The sequence below is a fragment of the Williamsia muralis genome (genome assembly GCF_051487485.1).
In the GTDB taxonomy this organism is placed as follows: domain Bacteria; phylum Actinomycetota; class Actinomycetes; order Mycobacteriales; family Mycobacteriaceae; genus Williamsia; species Williamsia muralis_B.
Map to the genome: position 1 here is coordinate 133,760 of NZ_JAHVCV010000001.1, position 16,606 is coordinate 150,365.

Below are 16,606 nucleotides of genomic sequence, written 5' to 3' on the forward strand. Positions count from 1 at the left end.
TCCCTGTTGATCTCGGCTTGTGTACGGATCATCGGACCCGCGGTTCGACCACCGATCACGACGTGGCCTCGACTGTCGACGTGCGAGCGTGGGCGCGGTCTTGCTCATCTGGATAGAACTGCGCGGCCCAGGCGCGCAGGGCTCGAAAGCCCTCGAACTCCTTGCGCGAGAGCGCCGGTGGGTCGGAGTACCGCTGGTGCGCCCAGATGTTGATGTCGGCCGCGAACTGTTCGATGATGTAGTTCGCCATCGTCTTCGCGTAGTCGTTCATCTCTGCGGACTGGTCACCGGGCTTGCGCCCGATCCACACCGTGAACCGGACATCGGACGTGTTGTCGTCGACGGGGGTCACCGCGGACAGAGTGCGGTTGTCGACCATGCCCCAGCTTTTGGTGACCGCCACGCCGAGTCCACCGTTGATGGCCTCCACCCCGCTGCTGACATCGTCTTCGGACACCGCATCGTCGAAGGCCACCGTGAAGTCGACGTACGAGACCGGCTCGTCGAAGTCCTGCCGGGTGAACTCGGGGATGAACGGCGTCTTGTGCACGAACTTGAAGTGGGCGAAGTCCACGCCGTTTTCCATGATGTATTGCGGATGCAGTTCGAGACGTTCGCGGTAGAGCACGCCGACGGGGAACGATGGGTAATAGTCGTCCGCGCTCTTGCCGTCGTCGAAATCGGCGAACACATCCGGAACATCGAAGTAGGGAGCTCGGCCCTCCACGTCGTGCCAGATCCAGATGGATTCGTTTCGCTCTACGACGGGGTAACTGCGGATCCGACGGCCCTTGTTCGGATGGTTCTCATAGGGAATGCAGACATTCCGGCCTTCGGAGTTCCATTCCCATCCGTGGAACGGACAGACCAGGTTCTCGCCCTCCACATGTCCGCCGTAGCCGAGGTGCGCGCCGAGATGTTCGCAGTACGCGTCGAAGACCGCCACCTGGCCCGACGTGGTTCGCCATGCCACCATCTCGCGACCGAAATACGTCATCCGGTGGACTTCGCGCACGGTGACCTCGGCCGACCATGCCACCTGAAACCAGCCGGTGGGCTTCATGGACAGTGTGGGTTTGGCCACTCCGAACCTCCACGTTCTCCGAATTACGTTGTGCCGCAGTAGACGCCGAGCAGCCACTCGAATGGACCACGCACCCTGCGGCGGCCGCGCTGACCACAACCGTAGAACCATCTGTGAAACTTGTAAAGAGGGTTCTTTGAAAGTAGGCGTCGCGGCCGACACCGACTACCATCAGCTGTCATGACCGAAGTGGCGGCGCCGAGCAGGCGGGCGAACAAGCGAGGAATCGCCACCCGCGAGAGCATGATCAAGTCCGCGATCACCGCGTTGGCAACGGGCGACCCCGGCGCCGTGTCCGGGAACCGGATCGCCCGGGACATCGGCGCCACCTGGGGCGTGGTGAAGTACCAGTTCGGCGACATCGACGGATTGTGGGCCGCCGTACTCCGCTACACCGCCGAGCAACGTGGCGATCTGCCCGCGAACGTCAAGCCGGGTGGCACCCTCGAAGAACGGGTGACCGGGCTCATCGAGGCGATGTACGTCGGGCTGCGATCGCCCGAATCGCTGGCGATCGAGACTCTGCGTGCTGCGCTGCCTCGCGAACGCACGGAGCTAGAGCGCGACTTCCCGCTCACCGCAGCCGAGCTCGCTTCGTGGAAACCACGCTGGGACAATGCGTGTGAGCGTGCATTCGCCGACCTGGGTGTGCATCCGGTGCGAATCCGGCAGATGGCGGCACTGATCCCGGCAGCCATGCGCGGCATCACCTCGGAGCGAACCCTGGGAACGTACGGTGACCTCGACGACGCCCGCGACGGGCTGGTTCACGCCATCATCGCTTACCTGCACTCGCAGTAACCGCAGGATCCGCTAGCGAATGACTTTTCCCAAAACTGAAATGAATGATCGTTGTTTTGTTGCGGTGCATCAGGTTTCGTGAACAGTCGTCGAACTGTCACCGCGGTCGCGACACCGGTGTTCTAATATCGCCATGTCATTTAGTGGTCGGACTCTCGCCCTCCGTGTCATCGCCGCAGTAGGTCTCCTCGTCGGATCGTTGGCCCTGGCGGGTGTCCCTGCCGCGCAGGCAGATCCGGGGCCCGGGTCACCGCTTCCGTCGGCCGACCCCTTCTACAGTTACGACGGGTCGCTCACCGACATCACGCCGGGCACGGTACTGAGGAGCCGGCCGATGACTTTCCGGACCCCGACGCTCGACACCCCGATCACTGGTGACCAGGTTCTCTACCGCACAACCGATCAACAAGGCAGAGGCGCGGTCACCGTCGCAACAGTCCTGCGACCGCTGGTCCCCGGACCTACCAAACTCATCTCGTACCACATGGCCTACGACGCGCTCGGGTCTCAGTGCGATCCGTCGTACACACTCAGCGGCGGGTCATCCAGTCCCATCGCCGAGGCCGAGCAAGCGGTGATCGCCGGCTACCTGGCCGCCGGATACACCGTGGTGGCGCCCGACTACGAGGGTGAAGAGCTGGAGTGGACCATCGAACGCCAGTCCGGCTATGCCGCGCTCGATGGTGTCCGGGCTGCTGAGGCGTTCTTGAAGTTGCCGGTCTCCACCCCGGTCGGCCTGCTCGGGTACTCAGGCGGTTCGGTACCCACCCAGTGGGGTGCCGAAGTGGCGCCGAAGTATGCGCCCGAACTGAACATCATCGGCGTTGCGGCAGGAGGATTGCCTGTCGACCTCGCCCACAACCTTCCCTACATCAGCGGCGGCACCAAGTGGGCGGGCGTGATCCCGGCGCTGATCGTCGCCTACCAGCGCGCCTACAACCTCGACACCAGCAAGTTCATCTCCGACTACGGCCAGCAGCTGATGCAAACAGTGAGCTCGGAGTGCATCGCCACTTTTGCCGGTGACTATCCCGGCCTGACGGACGCGCAGATGGTGAAGGCCCCGTACACCTCGCTGTTGCAGGTGCCGCAGGTCGTCGGCGCGATCGACGACAACATCATGGGTAGCCAGGGAACCCCGAAGGCGCCGTTGTTCCTGGCTGTCGGGCATGCCGACCCCATCGGCGACACCATCATGGTCACCGACGACGTGGTCGGTCTGGCCCACGCATACTGCGGCCGCGGAGTCGATGTCACCTACGCGCAGTACAACGGTCTCACGCATCAGGAATCGTTCCCACCGTTCGAAGCACAAGGCTTCGAGTACCTGACCGAGCGTTTTGCGGGTATCCCCACCCGTAGCAACTGCGCCGGCATTCCCCCCGGCAACAGCCTCGCGCCCACACCGATTCCCTGACCGCTCCATCCGGCTCGGTCCAGCAGCACCGGCGAGACCGGTTTGAATCCGAGGCGTTCTGGCTACGCCCTACCCATGCGCCTGGGTTTCCGACATCGAATGCCGACTGTGGAACTCTCAATGTCGTTGCCGTCGGATGCGGTGTGGGACGTCCTGGTGGATCTGACGTCATGGCCGAAGTGGGGCCCGACAGTTGCTGGCGCTGAACTCGATGAGCCGGGGCCGCTGAAGCTGGGAGCCCACGGCAAGGTGTGGACGCCGGTCGGCGTGCCGCTGCCGTTCGAGATCAACGAGTTCATCGACGGCCGGGTATGGGCCTGGCGAGTGGCGGGTGTGCCCGCCACTCGGCACGAGGTGATCCCGACACGGGGCGGCTGCGTGCTCAGCATGGCTGTGCCGGTGTGGGCGCCGGCCTACCTGAGCATCATGGCGATCGCGGTGCCTCGGATCGAGCGCCTCGCCGCAGAGCGCGTCTCCTGAGGCGAACACATCTACAGCCGTTGGTACACGCGCTGTTTCGCCGCCGTTCACGCGGGTGCAGATCGGATCATCCGACATCAGGTGTCATCTCCTGTGCTGCGAGACAACTACTGCTGGACGTGATGCGCTCACGGTACGTTCTGTGAGTGAGTAACTCGTTCCTGGCGGTTCTGTGCGCGATCGGCGCCGCTCTGTGTATCGCGGTGGGCACGGTGATCCGACAGCGGTCGGCGTCGGTGATCAGCGATGACGACGTGGGCGCACTCGGGCCGATCACCACACTCGTCCGCAGACCGGAATGGTGGTTGGGCACATTGGTGGGATTCGGTGGTTACGGCCTTCAGGCGGTTGCGCTGGGGCTCGGATCACTTCTGCTCGTGCAGCCCCTTCTTGTGTTGTCGTTGCTGTTCGCCCTACCGCTGGGCGCGAAGTTCTCCGGACGTACCGTCCGACCACTGGATTGGGCGTGGGCGGCGGCGTTGACCCTGTCTGTCGCCGTACTCGTAGTGGTGGGCGACCCGCGGCCCGGTGTCGAACGCGCCGAGACGCAGCACTGGATCATCATCTGCGCCATCGGTTTACCGTTTGTCGCAGCGTGTGTGCTGCTGTCGCGGACCGGGTCCAGGTCGCGGCGTGCGCTACTTCTCGGACTCGCCGGAGGCGCACTCTTCGGCGTTGCAGCAGTGTTGACCAAAGGGGTTGTCCACCTCGTCGGGCGCGGCCCCGGTGCGCTGCTCACGTCAGTGGAACCCTACGCGCTGATCGTTGTGGCGGTGATCGCTATCTCGCTGCAGCAGTCCGCTTTTCAGGTCGGCGCATTGCAGGCCTCGCTTCCGGCAACCACGGTGATGGAACCGATGGTCGCGTCGCTGCTTGGCTTCGTTGTGCTCGGCGAGTACCTGCATGCCGACAAGGCAGTGGCCGCGATCCTGGCCATCGCGCTCGTCGCCACAGTCGCCGCCGCAGTTGCACTGGCCCGAAGTGCCGCCGACAGTGAGGAAGTGGTCGACGCAAAGTGAAGTGACTGACGAGAGTCAGCTAGGCCCCGACGTGAATATTGCAGATGAGACTTGTGCAGCTGAAACTCAGGACAGAGGAGCAAAATGTCGAAATCACCCACCACCAATGACATATGGCGGCGCCGGTCACTCATGGTCACGTTCGTGGCGGCCTTGGTGACCCAGAACGCCATCGCAATTCCCTACGTCCGCGAGAACGGCCCGAAGTCGGTGCTGGACTTCTTCATCGGAGACATCCACAAGACAACGCCGGGCCGCTTCGCGATGGTCGACCTCATGTACGTGGTCATCGGATTCCATATCTGGGCATTCTCGGAAGCGAAGAAACTCAACATCATCCGATGGTGGGTCGCGTCCTTTGTGCTCACCTTCGGTGTGGGTATCGCAACCGCGATCCCCTTCTTCCTGCTCGCTCGGGATCGTGCTCTCGAGCGCCGCGGGTGAGCCTCGCATCTAGGTAGTAGGGCCCGTTACGGCGCTGTAGCCACCGGCCGAGGTGGCCAGCGCTGGCCTTATCGCCATCGCTGCCGTAGCGTCCGCAACGGGGAGGAAGTGGATGAACGAGCAGGAATCGTCACGCGCGAAGCAGGCATGGACCTACGCGCTGACCATGGTGTCCGTCGTAGCGCTGGTGATCGCGGTGGCCGGTCTGCTGAGGCCATCGCCGGATCCGGAACTGACTACGCTTCCAACAACATCGACGACGGAGCCCGATCCGGCTGCGCCTGTGGACGTCGACATCGTTGAAGAACCTGTGGACCCGACCGCACCGATTCCGGGGTGCGAGACGGTCGAAATACCAGGCGAGGCTGAGTACACTTCGAGCTTCTCGATCGCCGAAGACAGCTACGACAACCCCAAATTCCCCTGGTTCAACGGCCCGAAGGCGACCGCGATGTCGAACGCTGCGGTCGAGTCGCTGCCCCCAAGTGCCGAGATCGAGTTCGCAAGCCCGGAGCGGTCACTTGTGTTCCAGCCGATCTCTGACTTCGGCGACGCGCAACCAGAGCCGAAAGGTTATACCTACGCTACTGCCGCGATGGTCAACGGTGACGCCAAAGGCAGCGTCTTCCTACAGGTCCAGAAGAACTCCGACCCTATTCCCGCATGTGTGGCGGGCTATCTCGATGAGCGTCGCACCACGGCTGAGGGCATCGTGGTCGATGTACAAGACACGTGGCGCGAAGTGGACAAGGTCCGAACGTTGACAAGGTCCGCACACGCGTACGTGTCCGACCAATCATGGATTCACGCAACCTCATACGACAATTCGGGCGACGGACAATTCGAGCAGACCGGCAAGGTTCCCCTGACGATCGATGACCTGGTGCGAATCGTCACCGACCCTCGACTTCGCGTCAGCACCCCCGCACCGCCGGGCACACCCCCGCCGCCACAAGATTGTCGCCACTCTTTTGGCTCGAACAGTGACCTGAACGCCCCACGTATTGACCGCCAGCAGGCGCAGAGGCTGGATTCTGTGCTTGCCACCCTCGACCTCGGTGGGCCGCGCTTGAATCCATTGCAACCGGGCGGGTCCGGGAATGATGTTCTGTGCTCAGACAATCCGGGCGTGAAGGACGGTGCAGGACTCAAGATATCGATCACCGGAGGTCAGCCACTTCCTACCGCAGAACGCCCGGTCCCCGGGTCGAGTGACCAGCGGGAGATGCGGACGCTTCCTGACGGGACCGTCGTGCAGACGCAACAGTCCTCCGGTTCATTCTCAGCAACGTACAGTCCCGACAACTCGCAGAGGGAGATTACCAACTCCGTCATCGTGACGCGTCCCGGTGGAACTCAGATCTCCGTCAGTTCCAGCGCCGTGGTACCCACAACGCCACTTTCGTTGGAGGAGCTCGAATCGATTGCACTCACAGACGGATTGGAGCTGTAGCTGTGCCCAACAGGAGTACGCGGGCGCTTATCGCAGCTGCGGCAGCCGCCGTCGTGACGGTCACTGCAGCGGCGGTCGTGGTGGCCGACCAGGGTCCGACGTCGGTCAAGAAGATCACCGGGACAAACGAACACACGCCGGGGCTCGCTTGGTCGCTCGATGCCGCGGAGTACCTGGGCCGTCCTTTCGCCGACTTCTCTGATCCCCGTGGGGGATCGTCGTATATGTCGGGCACCCCCGGATTCATCCTGGCAGCAGACACTCTCGTGACACTTGTCGGTATCCCGACCGATAGGTACGTCCTCGACGAGGCCGCATTGATCGGTGTCGACCCCGAAAACGGTTCTGTCCGCTGGCGAGCGCCCGCCGCGGATCTCGAGCAATGCAGCGCGCAGCCGATCGAGGGGAAGATCTACTGCTACGCACAAACCGATGGGCACGCGATCGTCACATACGACCTGAAGTCGGGTGCGTCCGAAAGGCATCCCGTCGAGGAGTCCGTTTTTGGCATCACGACCACCGCCGACGCTTTGTTCATCATCGAAGGGAGCCCCGAAGACGGCGGGGTACGGGTCCATTCGGGCAGCTTCGACGACGTTTCTGCCAACTGGACGCAGAGCTTTGACGTCAGCGGCGGATGGGACATGTACCAGTCGGGCGTACTGACCGTGGCCGACGGGGTCGGGCTCGTCCGGATGGGCGTCTCTATGGCCCAATTCGACGCCCATTCCGGCAACTTGTTGTGGGGCAGCGGCGAGAGCTGCGTCTCCAGCGCCACCCTCGAGTCCGGAGGTGTTGTGGTGCAATCGAACAGCGGCTGTGGGTCCGGCGACACCGAGTCAGAGCAAATTCTTCGGGCCCCGGACGGGAAGGTGCTCGCGACATCGCAGAGTCCGGAAGTGCAGCATCCGGTATTCGAGCACGCCGACGCAGAGGACCCCGTCCTTCTCGGCGATTCTGCGTACGACCGCACCACCGGTGAACTTCTCTGGAAAAACCCGGATCTCGTCGCTGGGCGGTCAGGAACCATTTCGGCCATTGTCGGGAACATGGCCTACCTGAGCGATCCGACGCGTTCTAGCGCGATGGGCGTCGACCTGCGAACAGGAAAGCAGATGTGGCGCACCGATGGGGACGGTTCTTTCACCCCCCTCTCGGCCGGCGGCGGGCTGCTCACCGGGTCCGGCTTGGTCGCCGGGTCCGAGGCGCTGATGGCAGTCGACATCGGTACCGGCGAGATGGTGTGGACAGCGCCATTTGTGGCCATCGACGCAGATCCCGAGACGTTCCGTTCGGGCCGTGCGGTGACACCGTACGACAATGGGTGGATTCTCTCCTCCGACCGCCGGATGATCGGCCTCACCCCGCTCTGACGCGAAATACTGCTGTTGTGCCCACCGCAATAGTTGCCGGTCCCAATACGCAACGTGGCAGGCTGGTGCTGTGGCTGAACTCCTGTTGGTGAGCCGATGGTTGTCGGCGGTACCGGGCTTCCTGACGCCCCGAACCCGCCCTGGCGCAACCATCGGTTTCATTCCGACCGCATCGTCGATCTATGACGACCGAGCCTGGGTGGACTTCGATCGCACAACTCTCCACGAACAGGGCTGGCCTACAGTCGAACTCGACATCGAAGCCATGACGGCAATCGACCTCGCAAAGTCCTTGGACGCGGTTGATGCCGTCTTCGTCTCCGGCGGCAACGTCTTCCACTTGCTCGAGGTGTTGCGGCGCACGGGTTTCGCCGATGTCCTCACCGAACGCGTCGAGGCCGGCCTGCCCTACATCGGCGCCAGTGCAGGTGCGTGCGTCATCGGCGCAGATATCGAACCGCTCGCGCTGCTCGACGATCCGGCCGAGGCGGGCAGTCTTGACTCCACATCCGGGCTCGGCTGGATCGACGAAGTCATCGTGCCCCACGCCGACGGCATTGTGTCGGGTCGGGCGATCATCGACGAGCTCAGACATCGATTCGGTGCGCGATTCACTCTGCGGCTTCTCGCTGACGACCAGGCGTTGCTGGTCTCGGGCAGTTCCCGCTCCGTGGTCCCGTCCTGACGGCACAGCTTGCGCGTTAGCTCCCGGCGGACATACGAGCGAGGGGAGTGATGCGGTTCTCCGCATCACTCCCCTCGTGTATCCCTGCAGCGGTGGGGCTTGGGTCCCCTAGTTGGCTGTGAAGATCACGGAGTCCCAGCCAGAACAGCGTCATCCACGCCGGCGGTGTTCGCGGCCGTGATCGAGTAGTCCGGCAAGACAACCGTGTCGAGCTGTTTGACGTACTGCGTCGCGAAGCCGGGGTACATGGTGGCGTTGAAGCCGTCTTCGGTGAGGTACCAGCTCGAGCAGCCCGAGTTCCACGTGGTCTTGGTCAACCGTCGCTGCAGATCCTCGTTGTACTCCGCCTGCACATCCGCGCGGACGTCGAGGACGAAGTCCTGGTTCACCGCGGTGGCGATGGCGTCGACGATGTAGTCGATCTGCGCTTCCATGTACACCAGCGCTGAGCTGTGGCCTGGGCCGGAATTCGGACCGAAGGTGAAGTACATGTTCGGGTATCCCGAGACGGCAACGGACTTGTAGGCGTACGCGCCTTTGCTCCACTCCTCGGCGAGGACTCGGCCGCCGCGGCCGGTGATCGGAATCGGTGTGCCCGCCTTGGAGACGTCGAACCCCGTTGCGAAGACGATGGCGTCGAACTGGTGCTCGATTCCCTCGACCGTGCGAATCCCCTTCGGGGACATACTGGCTATCGGCCATGTCACCAGAGTGCAGTTGTCCTTCTGCAGAGCCGGGTAGTACTGACTGGTCATCAGCAACCGCTTGCATCCGGCCCGGAACTCGGGTGTGAGCTGACGGCGCATCCACGGGTCGCGCACCTGAGCGCGCAGGTGCAGCTTGGACACCCCTTCGACCACGCGGGTCAGCGGCGACTTCCACACCACACCCAAGGCGACGGATTCGTGGCCCCAGAACCAGGCTTTGCGAGCCAGCGACTGCGTGAACGGCAGGCGTCGATACACCTCGCGGGTCACCGGCCGTGTGCTCAGGTTGGTGCGCGGAAGAACCCAGCCGGGTGTGCGCTGGAAGACCTTCACCGAGTCCGCCACACGGACCAGTTCCGGCACGATCTGCACCCCGCTCGCCCCGGTGCCCACGACGGCAACCTTTTTGCCCGCGAAATCGTAGTCATGGTTCCAGCGGGCGCTGTGGATCTTCTCGCCCTCGTAGGATTCGATGCCGCGGATCTTCGGGAGGCTCACGTTGGCAAGGGGGCCCGATGCCATGACAACGGCGCGAGCGAAGACCGGCTCGCGGTCGTCGATGGTGACCTCCCACAGCGACGAGTCCTCGTGCCAGGTCAGATCGGCCACGTTGTGTTCGAACCGGAAATACTGGCCCAGCTCGAACTTGTCGATCATCGAATCGACGTAAGCGAGTATTTCCTCGCTGCCGGAGTAGGTGTGCGACCAGTCCGGGTTCGGCGCGAAACTGTAGGAGTACAGCCGCGACGGAATGTCGCACGCTGCACCGGGATACGTGTTGTCACGCCACGTCCCCCCGGGACGGGTGCCCCGCTCGAAGATGGCGATGTCGCCGATGCCGCGTTGCTTGAGCCGGATCGCCGCGCCGACGCCGGCGAAACCGCCGCCGATGACGGCAACGGACAACACCTCACGGCCGCTCATGCGACAGGCTCGTAGGTCAGTTCCTTCGACCAGGTGGGCTGGCTGCGGAGCAGACGTTTGGGGTACTTGGCGGTCAGAGTGACCATCGAATCGGCCAAGTAATGGTACGGGTGGTCGCGATTGATCACCACCGATCCGTGCCAGGCGATGAAGCGGTACATGGGCAAGCGTTTCGGGAACGGCGTGCGCTCACCGACCTTCTTGAATCGCTTCATGGCGGTGTAGAGACGCTCCTCGTCAACACCCATCGCAACGATGTTGTCGCGCATCTTGTTCAGCAACGGGATGTAACGCAGGGTGCCGATGATCAGCGACGGGTGCATCCAGGCGCCGACGGTTTCCACGATGATCTTGCGCATCTTCGCATGTCCGAGCAGCTCGATGACCTCGAAATCGACTGCGAGATGCCGTGACTCGTCGGCGTTGATGCGTTTGAACACCTCTTGGCACACCGGGTCGTCGATCTCATCGACGATGAACTTCACCAGCGCACCGTCGAGGGCTACCTCGAGCATCGGAATCACTGTGCCGAGCACGGCCAGTGGGGTCTGGTCGGAGTACTTGTCCAGCCAGTCGATGATGAGTTTGACGTTGACGTTGGGCTGAGGGATCTCGTCGTTCTCGAGCATCCCCCACCGGCGCATCAGCGCCAGTTCGGCGTTGGCGTGCTTCTGTTCCTCAGCGTGGAAGTGGCGGTAGATGTCTCGGAGGGTCTCGGTCGGGGCCTTGCGGGCCATGGCGGCGAAGCCGCGGGCACCGACGTTCTCGATCCACATCAGATCCGACATGAACGGCTTGAGTTTGGCGTGCAGTTCGGGGCTGATCAGCTCCGCACCCGGTGCGTCCCAGTCGATGTCGGCGAGGGCCCATTGACGGTCTTTGATCTTGTCCAGCATGGCATCGAAATCGAAGTTCTGAGTCATCGTCACTTTCCTGTCGTTGAAGCGGATTGGAGCTGGCTGTGCGGCGCGGGCTCGTCCGGCATCAGTCGATTGAGCAGCCCGGCACCGCGGGCATAGAGAGCTGGGGTGAGTCGCTTGGCCAGCCAGATTGCTTTGGCATCAAGCTGCGGAACGACGTAGAGGCGGCCTTTGTCGAAGGCATCCAGCGTGCCGACGGCGACGCGCTCGGGCGAGAAGCCGGTCCACCGCATCAGGTTCTGCGCGAGTTGGGACGACTTCGCGGTGATACGGCCGTCCACGGCGACGTTGGTCTTGACGAACGTCGGGCACAGTACGCTCACGCGCACACCGGTTCCCGACAACTCCGCCGCCAAGGTTTCCGAGAGTGACATGACACCGGCCTTGCCGACGCTATAGGGGGCCATGGTCGGCGCGGCGGCGAACCCCGCGGCAGAGGCAACGTTGATGACGCCCCCGCGCCCGGCTGCGAGCAGCTGTGGAACGAACGTTTCACACCCGTGGATGACGCCCCACAGATTGATGCCCAAGGCCCAGTTCCAGTTGTCGAAACCGATGCTGCCCACCGGTTGCCCGCCGATGCCGACGCCGGCGTTGTTGATCACCACCGTTGGGACACCACCGAATTCGAGTTCGGCGAACAAGGCGAGATCTTCCACCTGCGAGCGATCGGCGACGTCGCACTGCACTGCGTAGCCACGGCCTGCAAGAAGCCGAACGGTTTCCTCCGCCCGTTCGAGTGAGATGTCGGCGCACACAACGCGGCCTCCGCGCCGGGCGAGCTCGATGGCAAAGGCGCGGCCGATACCGCTTCCCGCGCCGGTCACCACGGCATCGGCGCCGTATGACGGTGGCGGGGTCGATCGGAATCCGAACATGACTTCTCGATTTCTGTTAGAGGGCTGAGTGGCCGAAAGGGGCTGCGGTGAGACCGAGTTCGGAGCGGAGGAACTGTGCTGCCCGCCGCAACGCGGGCGCCGCTTCCGGAGACACGCGATCAAGCGCTTGGAAGACGTGCATCTGGTCGGGCCAGATCTCGAGCGTGCATGTACCCGCGTTGGCTTCGACGAGGTCACGCAGGTATTCGGCGTCGGCGACCAGCATCTCGGCGCCGCCCGCCTGAACCAGGAAGGGCGGCAGCACCGTTCCGGCCTCCACCGCCAGTCGCAGGCGCGGGATATCCGGTTCCTGCCCGGTTGTGTAGAGCGTGGTGAGGGCCCGCGCGCCGGCAGCGGAGATCATCGGATCGCGCCGCACGCGCTCGCGGCCCTCGGCCAAATCGAACGTCAGGTCGATCAAGGGGGAAAACAGCACCACCGCAGCAGGCTGAGGTATTGAGCGGCGGGCATTGTCGATGACCAGGTCCAGCGCGAGGTGCCCGCCCGCGGAGTCTCCCGCGACGACGATGTTGCCGGGGTCATAGCCACGCTCGAGCAGCCATCGATACGCCCGCTCGATGTCGTCGGCGGCAGACGGGAACGGATGCTCGGGTGCGAGTCGATACTCCACCACGAACACCGGCAGACCCGCTTCACGGGAAAGCCGCGATGCCAGGCCACGGTGCGTGCGCGCCGAACAGATCGCATAGGCGCTGCCGTGCAGATACAGCACCACCCCGGCGGCCCCGCCCGCGACATTCTGGTCCGGGAACCCCGGTTTCGTGGCGTCTACCCACTCACCGACGACACCGTCGTCGCTGACCGCCGTGACCCTGGTTCCGCGCAAGCGGCTGCCGCACAAACGCATTGCGACCTCGACGAGAACACGCGCGACCTGCACGCCACCCTTGTCGTACGGAAGCCGCGACGCGACCGGACGCAGCGTCGCTGCCGTCACCCGCGCAGCACACCGGGACCGCAGGGATCCCCGCAGTGGCACGACCGCGCCTCTCATTGTCATAACGACAGCATCATCGGAAACTGTGCCATTTGTCAATGGTACGGTTTGTTCACACATATCAACGCACTTCATCCCACCGGAGCAGGCCTGCCAGTGTCGGCCGAGTGCAGACAGTGCACGAAAGGATGACTCTTGACGATCGATTCGGCCGGCGCGGCCACCAGTGCACGGACCCTTCGGCTGCAGGTCGAGCACGTCATCGAGGAAACATCCGACGCCGTCACCCTCGTCTTTTCCACTCCCGAGACCGACCGTCTGGCGCCGTTCGACTACCGGCCCGGACAATTCGTCACCCTCGAGATCCCGCATGAAGAAGACCGGTCCGTGGCACGTTGTTACTCGCTGTCGAGCAGCCCAGACTGCGACGATCGGCCGGCAATCTCGGTCAAACGCACCCTGGGCGGTTACGCGTCCAATTGGCTCTGCGACAACGCCACCGTCGGAATGACCCTGTCGGCGCTGAGGCCTGCGGGCTCTTTTGTGCCGTCACGGTGGGACAAGCCACTCGTTCTTGTCGCGGCCGGCAGTGGCATCACCCCGGTGCTGTCCATCCTCAAAACCGCGCTGGAAGTCCACCAGGAGCGGGTCGTGCTGGTCTACGCGAACAGGTCGACCGAATCGGTGATGTTCGCGAGCACCCTGGCCGACCTACTCCAGCGATATCCAACGCGCCTCGAGGTGATCCACTGGTTCGAGTCCGACCACGGTTTGCCGACCGTCACCGGGCTGCGCAACCTGGTGACGCCATCGCCCGATTCGGATGCATACCTGTGCGGCCCTGCAGTATTCATGGACCTCGCGCATGACGCCCTCGTCGCCGCGGGGCTCTCCCCCGATGCCATTCATCGAGAGGTCTTCACCTCCATCCAGGCCAACCCGTTTCATACCTCGGTCGCCGATTCTCCGTCCGCAACGGACGTGGGTACGCTTGTCACCGCAGAGGTCGAAGGGGAGGACTACACCTTCCGCTGCCCGCCCGACACCGTTCTCCTCGACGCGATGCTCGACAACGGTATCGACGCGCCGTTCGTCTGCCGCGAAGGGAACTGCGGCGCATGCGCTTTCACCCTCAAAGCCGGCGAAGTCGAGATGCGTGTCAACGACACGCTCGACGACTACGAAATAGGCAAAGGCGTGCGGCTTGCATGTCAGTCCGTGCCTGTTTCCGACAGCCTCGACATCGTCATCGAGTAGCCAGTTCGACACTCGTCGGATCTAGTTCTCGGGGTACTTCAGCGTCGCATGGCGTGTGACTCCTACGAAAAGACGTCGCCGATTCCCTCTTCACCGCGCGGTGAAGCTATACCCAATTCAAGCGGAAATTGCGGTCTGATAAATCAGGAGATTGCGGACACTGCTTTCTCTAAGCAATTCGGACACATGCTCTCGCGATTGCAGTGTGAACTCGGCCTGCTCTCAAGGGCTTTCGCAGTGACCGAGGATCAGTGCTGATGTTACCGATCGGCGTCGTCGGTGGTGCGTGAGTTGGTGAGCATGAGCGCGCCGCCCGCGGCTATCAGCCCGACGACGACAGCTAGGACTCCATAGGTGATTTGCTCGCCGTCGAAGAACGAGTGCACGAGGCTGCTGCTCCAGGTGCCGACGGGCAGTTGGGTGGTGCCCAGGACTGCGATGAGAGTTCCGACCAGTGCGGTACCGACACTGGTGCCGACCTCTTGCGCGGTGTCGTTGAGAGCTGTGCCTATCGAGGTGCGATTGGCAGGCATCGCCTCGACAAGCGCGACTGCGCAGATCGTCATGACGGTGCGCAGCCCGATCGTCATCACAACCATGCAGACGGCGATGGCGAGATATCCGTGTTCGACGCCCCACGACAGACCGGCCAGGGATCCAGCGAGACGGCAGGCGCCGATGAGGCAAGCGATCGGTCATGGCGCGCATGCGCAGCGTCTTGTCGTCAGGGAGTCGGAAGACCAGCGAGTTCGTGATCGGGGCCATGGCGGCGGCAGCAAGACCAGGGGCCGCACGTAGTGCAAGGAGTTCGCCCGTCGTGGTCACGGCCAGGACCCAGCAGGCTCAACGTGCCGAAAACGCGAGCCCGATCAGCAGAACCCGTCGGCGGCCGAATCTGTCGGCGACCGACCCGGCGGTCAGCAGTAGGCCTCCGAAGGTCAACGAGTATGCGACAGTGACCACCCCCACTGGATCGCAGCTGGAGGTTGCGGCCCTGCACACGCGCGGTCTCGACCAAGGGTCCGCGCTTGCTTGTCCATACAATCGGACTGTGCGGAACAAGCCGGTCACGAGCTACGACGTCGCACGGCGTGCGGGGGTGTCGCAGTCGACGGTCTCGCGGGCGCTTCGCGGCGATCCGCGTGTAATTCAGCAGACCCGGGACGAGATCCAGGCGCTCGCCAAGGACATGGGTTACGTCCCGCATGTGACGGCCCGCAGTCTCATCACGCGCCGCTCGATGTCGATTGCCGTGGTGAGCGGGGACCTGCGTAATCCGTCCTACCCCACGCTGGTGAATACACTGCAGGACCGCTTCGCCCGCGACGACTACCGCGTACTACTGATGAGTGACCGCACCGAGGGGACGCTCGAGAAGGACATCTTGGCGCTACGCGGAGGTCTCGTGGACGGCGTCGTGTTCGTCTCTGCGCGGCTCGACTCTCCTATCGTGTCGGAGATGATCGACTCGAAGATCCCGCTGGTGATTCTCAGTCGCGACGTCGATGGCGCCCAGGCAGGCCGGGTGGATCGTGTCACCTCGGACAACGTCGGCGGCGGACGACTTGTCGCCGACCATCTCATCGAGCTGGGGCATCGTCGGATCGGCCTGATCTCGGGACCGGTGGCGAACGCAAGCGTCAAGCTCCGCGAGTCTGGGTTCCGAGATGGTCTGGCGCAGCATGGCTTTCCTCTCGACGAGAGTCTGGTTCATCGGGGCGCCGTCGATGCGACGACTGGACTCACCGGCGGACTGCAATTATGCGGCCGCGCCGACCGGCCGACCGCGATCTTCTGCGTCACCGACTACGTCGCGTTCGGCACCCTCGACGCGACCAAGCGTCTCGGCCTCCGCGTCCCTGACGACGTGTCGGTCGTGGGCTACAACGACCTCGACATCTCGGGGTGGTCAATCCTCGATCTCACCACGGTCCGCCAGCCTCTCGAAGACATGGCACTTGCCGCGGCCGAACTGCTACTGGCTCGTATCAACGGCGCCGCGGGCACTCCGGTCCATCGCGAGTTCGGTGTCGAGTGGGTTCGCCGGGGCAGCGCCGGGCCCTGTGCCCGGGATCACTGACCAAGCAACACCTTCGTTACCTTGCAGCCACGGGACCGCAAAAAGCCCTGCATACATTCGAAGTCATGGCTGACTCGACGGCGCGCCAACCAGCTTGTGAACACCCATCCCCACAGCATTTTCAGG

15 protein-coding genes and 1 pseudogene are annotated in these 16,606 nt (G+C 63.5%); 10 read left to right on the forward strand and 6 right to left on the reverse strand.

Annotated features, from left to right (window positions below):
- Nucleotides 1-55: 55 nt before the first annotated feature.
- Nucleotides 56-1,084 carry a Rieske 2Fe-2S domain-containing protein gene (locus KXR83_RS00680; RefSeq protein ID WP_437423133.1) on the reverse strand — a complete coding sequence of 343 codons (1,029 nt, stop codon included), beginning with the start codon at nucleotides 1,082-1,084 and terminating at the stop codon, nucleotides 56-58.
- 180 nt (nucleotides 1,085-1,264) lie between these two features.
- Here KXR83_RS00680 and KXR83_RS00685 point away from each other — a divergent pair, with 180 nt between their 5' ends.
- From KXR83_RS00685 to KXR83_RS00720, 8 genes are all read left to right on the forward strand, one after another.
- Complete coding sequence (locus KXR83_RS00685; RefSeq protein WP_437423134.1) at nucleotides 1,265-1,885, forward strand: TetR/AcrR family transcriptional regulator; 621 nt, start codon at nucleotides 1,265-1,267, stop codon at nucleotides 1,883-1,885.
- Between the two features lie 133 nt (nucleotides 1,886-2,018).
- Complete coding sequence (locus KXR83_RS00690; RefSeq protein WP_437423135.1) at nucleotides 2,019-3,302, forward strand: lipase family protein; 1,284 nt, start codon at nucleotides 2,019-2,021, stop codon at nucleotides 3,300-3,302.
- Between the two features lie 75 nt (nucleotides 3,303-3,377).
- Nucleotides 3,378-3,782 carry an SRPBCC family protein gene (locus KXR83_RS00695; RefSeq protein ID WP_437423136.1) on the forward strand — a complete coding sequence of 135 codons (405 nt, stop codon included), beginning with the start codon at nucleotides 3,378-3,380 and terminating at the stop codon, nucleotides 3,780-3,782.
- A 146-nt stretch (nucleotides 3,783-3,928) separates the two neighbouring features.
- On the forward strand, nucleotides 3,929-4,801 hold the full coding sequence (locus tag KXR83_RS00700; protein WP_437423137.1) for a DMT family transporter: 873 nt from the start codon (nucleotides 3,929-3,931) through the stop codon (nucleotides 4,799-4,801).
- An 84-nt stretch (nucleotides 4,802-4,885) separates the two neighbouring features.
- Nucleotides 4,886-5,245, forward strand: a complete 360-nt coding sequence (locus KXR83_RS00705) for a DUF2834 domain-containing protein (protein WP_437423138.1) — start codon at nucleotides 4,886-4,888, stop codon at nucleotides 5,243-5,245.
- A gap of 112 nt (nucleotides 5,246-5,357) precedes the next feature.
- Nucleotides 5,358-6,698 (forward strand): hypothetical protein, encoded by a 1,341-nt coding sequence (locus KXR83_RS00710; RefSeq protein WP_437423139.1) that lies wholly within the window; start codon nucleotides 5,358-5,360, stop codon nucleotides 6,696-6,698.
- Between the two features lie 2 nt (nucleotides 6,699-6,700).
- On the forward strand, nucleotides 6,701-8,071 hold the full coding sequence (locus tag KXR83_RS00715) for an outer membrane protein assembly factor BamB family protein (protein ID WP_437423140.1): 1,371 nt from the start codon (nucleotides 6,701-6,703) through the stop codon (nucleotides 8,069-8,071).
- Between the two features lie 70 nt (nucleotides 8,072-8,141).
- On the forward strand, nucleotides 8,142-8,756 hold the full coding sequence (locus KXR83_RS00720; RefSeq protein ID WP_437423141.1) for a Type 1 glutamine amidotransferase-like domain-containing protein: 615 nt from the start codon (nucleotides 8,142-8,144) through the stop codon (nucleotides 8,754-8,756).
- Between the two features lie 125 nt (nucleotides 8,757-8,881).
- Here the strand turns inward: KXR83_RS00720 and KXR83_RS00725 are convergent, their stop codons facing one another.
- Genes KXR83_RS00725 through KXR83_RS00740 form a run of 4 tightly spaced genes read right to left on the reverse strand, consistent with a single transcriptional unit; the run spans nucleotide 8,882 to nucleotide 13,143 of the window.
- The gene (locus KXR83_RS00725; protein ID WP_437423142.1) at nucleotides 8,882-10,387 is read right to left on the reverse strand and encodes a flavin-containing monooxygenase; all 1,506 of its coding nucleotides are present in this window, start codon (nucleotides 10,385-10,387) and stop codon (nucleotides 8,882-8,884) included.
- Nucleotides 10,384-11,310, reverse strand: a complete 927-nt coding sequence (locus KXR83_RS00730; RefSeq protein ID WP_437423143.1) for a ferritin-like domain-containing protein — start codon at nucleotides 11,308-11,310, stop codon at nucleotides 10,384-10,386. Before KXR83_RS00730 ends, KXR83_RS00725 begins: the two co-directional genes overlap by 4 nt.
- A gap of 2 nt (nucleotides 11,311-11,312) precedes the next feature.
- The gene (locus KXR83_RS00735; protein WP_437423144.1) at nucleotides 11,313-12,185 is read right to left on the reverse strand and encodes an SDR family NAD(P)-dependent oxidoreductase; all 873 of its coding nucleotides are present in this window, start codon (nucleotides 12,183-12,185) and stop codon (nucleotides 11,313-11,315) included.
- Nucleotides 12,186-12,201: 16 nt separating this feature from the next.
- Nucleotides 12,202-13,143 carry an alpha/beta hydrolase gene (locus KXR83_RS00740; protein ID WP_437423145.1) on the reverse strand — a complete coding sequence of 314 codons (942 nt, stop codon included), beginning with the start codon at nucleotides 13,141-13,143 and terminating at the stop codon, nucleotides 12,202-12,204.
- Nucleotides 13,144-13,338: 195 nt separating this feature from the next.
- Between KXR83_RS00740 and KXR83_RS00745 the strand changes: the two genes are divergently transcribed.
- Nucleotides 13,339-14,400, forward strand: coding sequence for a 2Fe-2S iron-sulfur cluster-binding protein (locus KXR83_RS00745; RefSeq protein ID WP_437423146.1), 1,062 nt, complete (start codon nucleotides 13,339-13,341; stop codon nucleotides 14,398-14,400).
- Nucleotides 14,401-14,660: 260 nt separating this feature from the next.
- On the opposite strand, the pseudogene KXR83_RS00750 reads toward KXR83_RS00745, so the two are convergent.
- Nucleotides 14,661-15,408: pseudogene (locus tag KXR83_RS00750) on the reverse strand (MFS transporter); the annotation flags it as partial.
- Nucleotides 15,409-15,451: 43 nt separating this feature from the next.
- On the opposite strand from KXR83_RS00750, the gene KXR83_RS00755 reads away from it, so the two are divergent.
- On the forward strand, nucleotides 15,452-16,480 hold the full coding sequence (locus tag KXR83_RS00755) for a LacI family DNA-binding transcriptional regulator (RefSeq protein ID WP_437423147.1): 1,029 nt from the start codon (nucleotides 15,452-15,454) through the stop codon (nucleotides 16,478-16,480).
- Nucleotides 16,481-16,606 lie beyond the last annotated feature (126 nt).

What these genes read in the sequence shown, in the direction of transcription:
- KXR83_RS00685 (WP_437423134.1), top strand. Translation starts at nt 1,265, where the DNA reads ATGACCGAAGTGGCGGCGCCGAGCAGGCGGGCGAACAAGCGAGGAATC.
- KXR83_RS00690 (WP_437423135.1), top strand. Translation starts at nt 2,019, where the DNA reads ATGTCATTTAGTGGTCGGACTCTCGCCCTCCGTGTCATCGCCGCAGTA.
- KXR83_RS00695 (WP_437423136.1), top strand. Translation starts at nt 3,378, where the DNA reads ATGCGCCTGGGTTTCCGACATCGAATGCCGACTGTGGAACTCTCAATG.
- KXR83_RS00705 (WP_437423138.1), top strand. Translation starts at nt 4,886, where the DNA reads ATGTCGAAATCACCCACCACCAATGACATATGGCGGCGCCGGTCACTC.
- KXR83_RS00710 (WP_437423139.1), top strand. Translation starts at nt 5,358, where the DNA reads ATGAACGAGCAGGAATCGTCACGCGCGAAGCAGGCATGGACCTACGCG.
- KXR83_RS00725 (WP_437423142.1), bottom strand. Translation starts at nt 10,387, where the DNA reads ATGAGCGGCCGTGAGGTGTTGTCCGTTGCCGTCATCGGCGGCGGTTTC.
- KXR83_RS00730 (WP_437423143.1), bottom strand. Translation starts at nt 11,310, where the DNA reads ATGACTCAGAACTTCGATTTCGATGCCATGCTGGACAAGATCAAAGAC.
- KXR83_RS00735 (WP_437423144.1), bottom strand. Translation starts at nt 12,185, where the DNA reads ATGTTCGGATTCCGATCGACCCCGCCACCGTCATACGGCGCCGATGCC.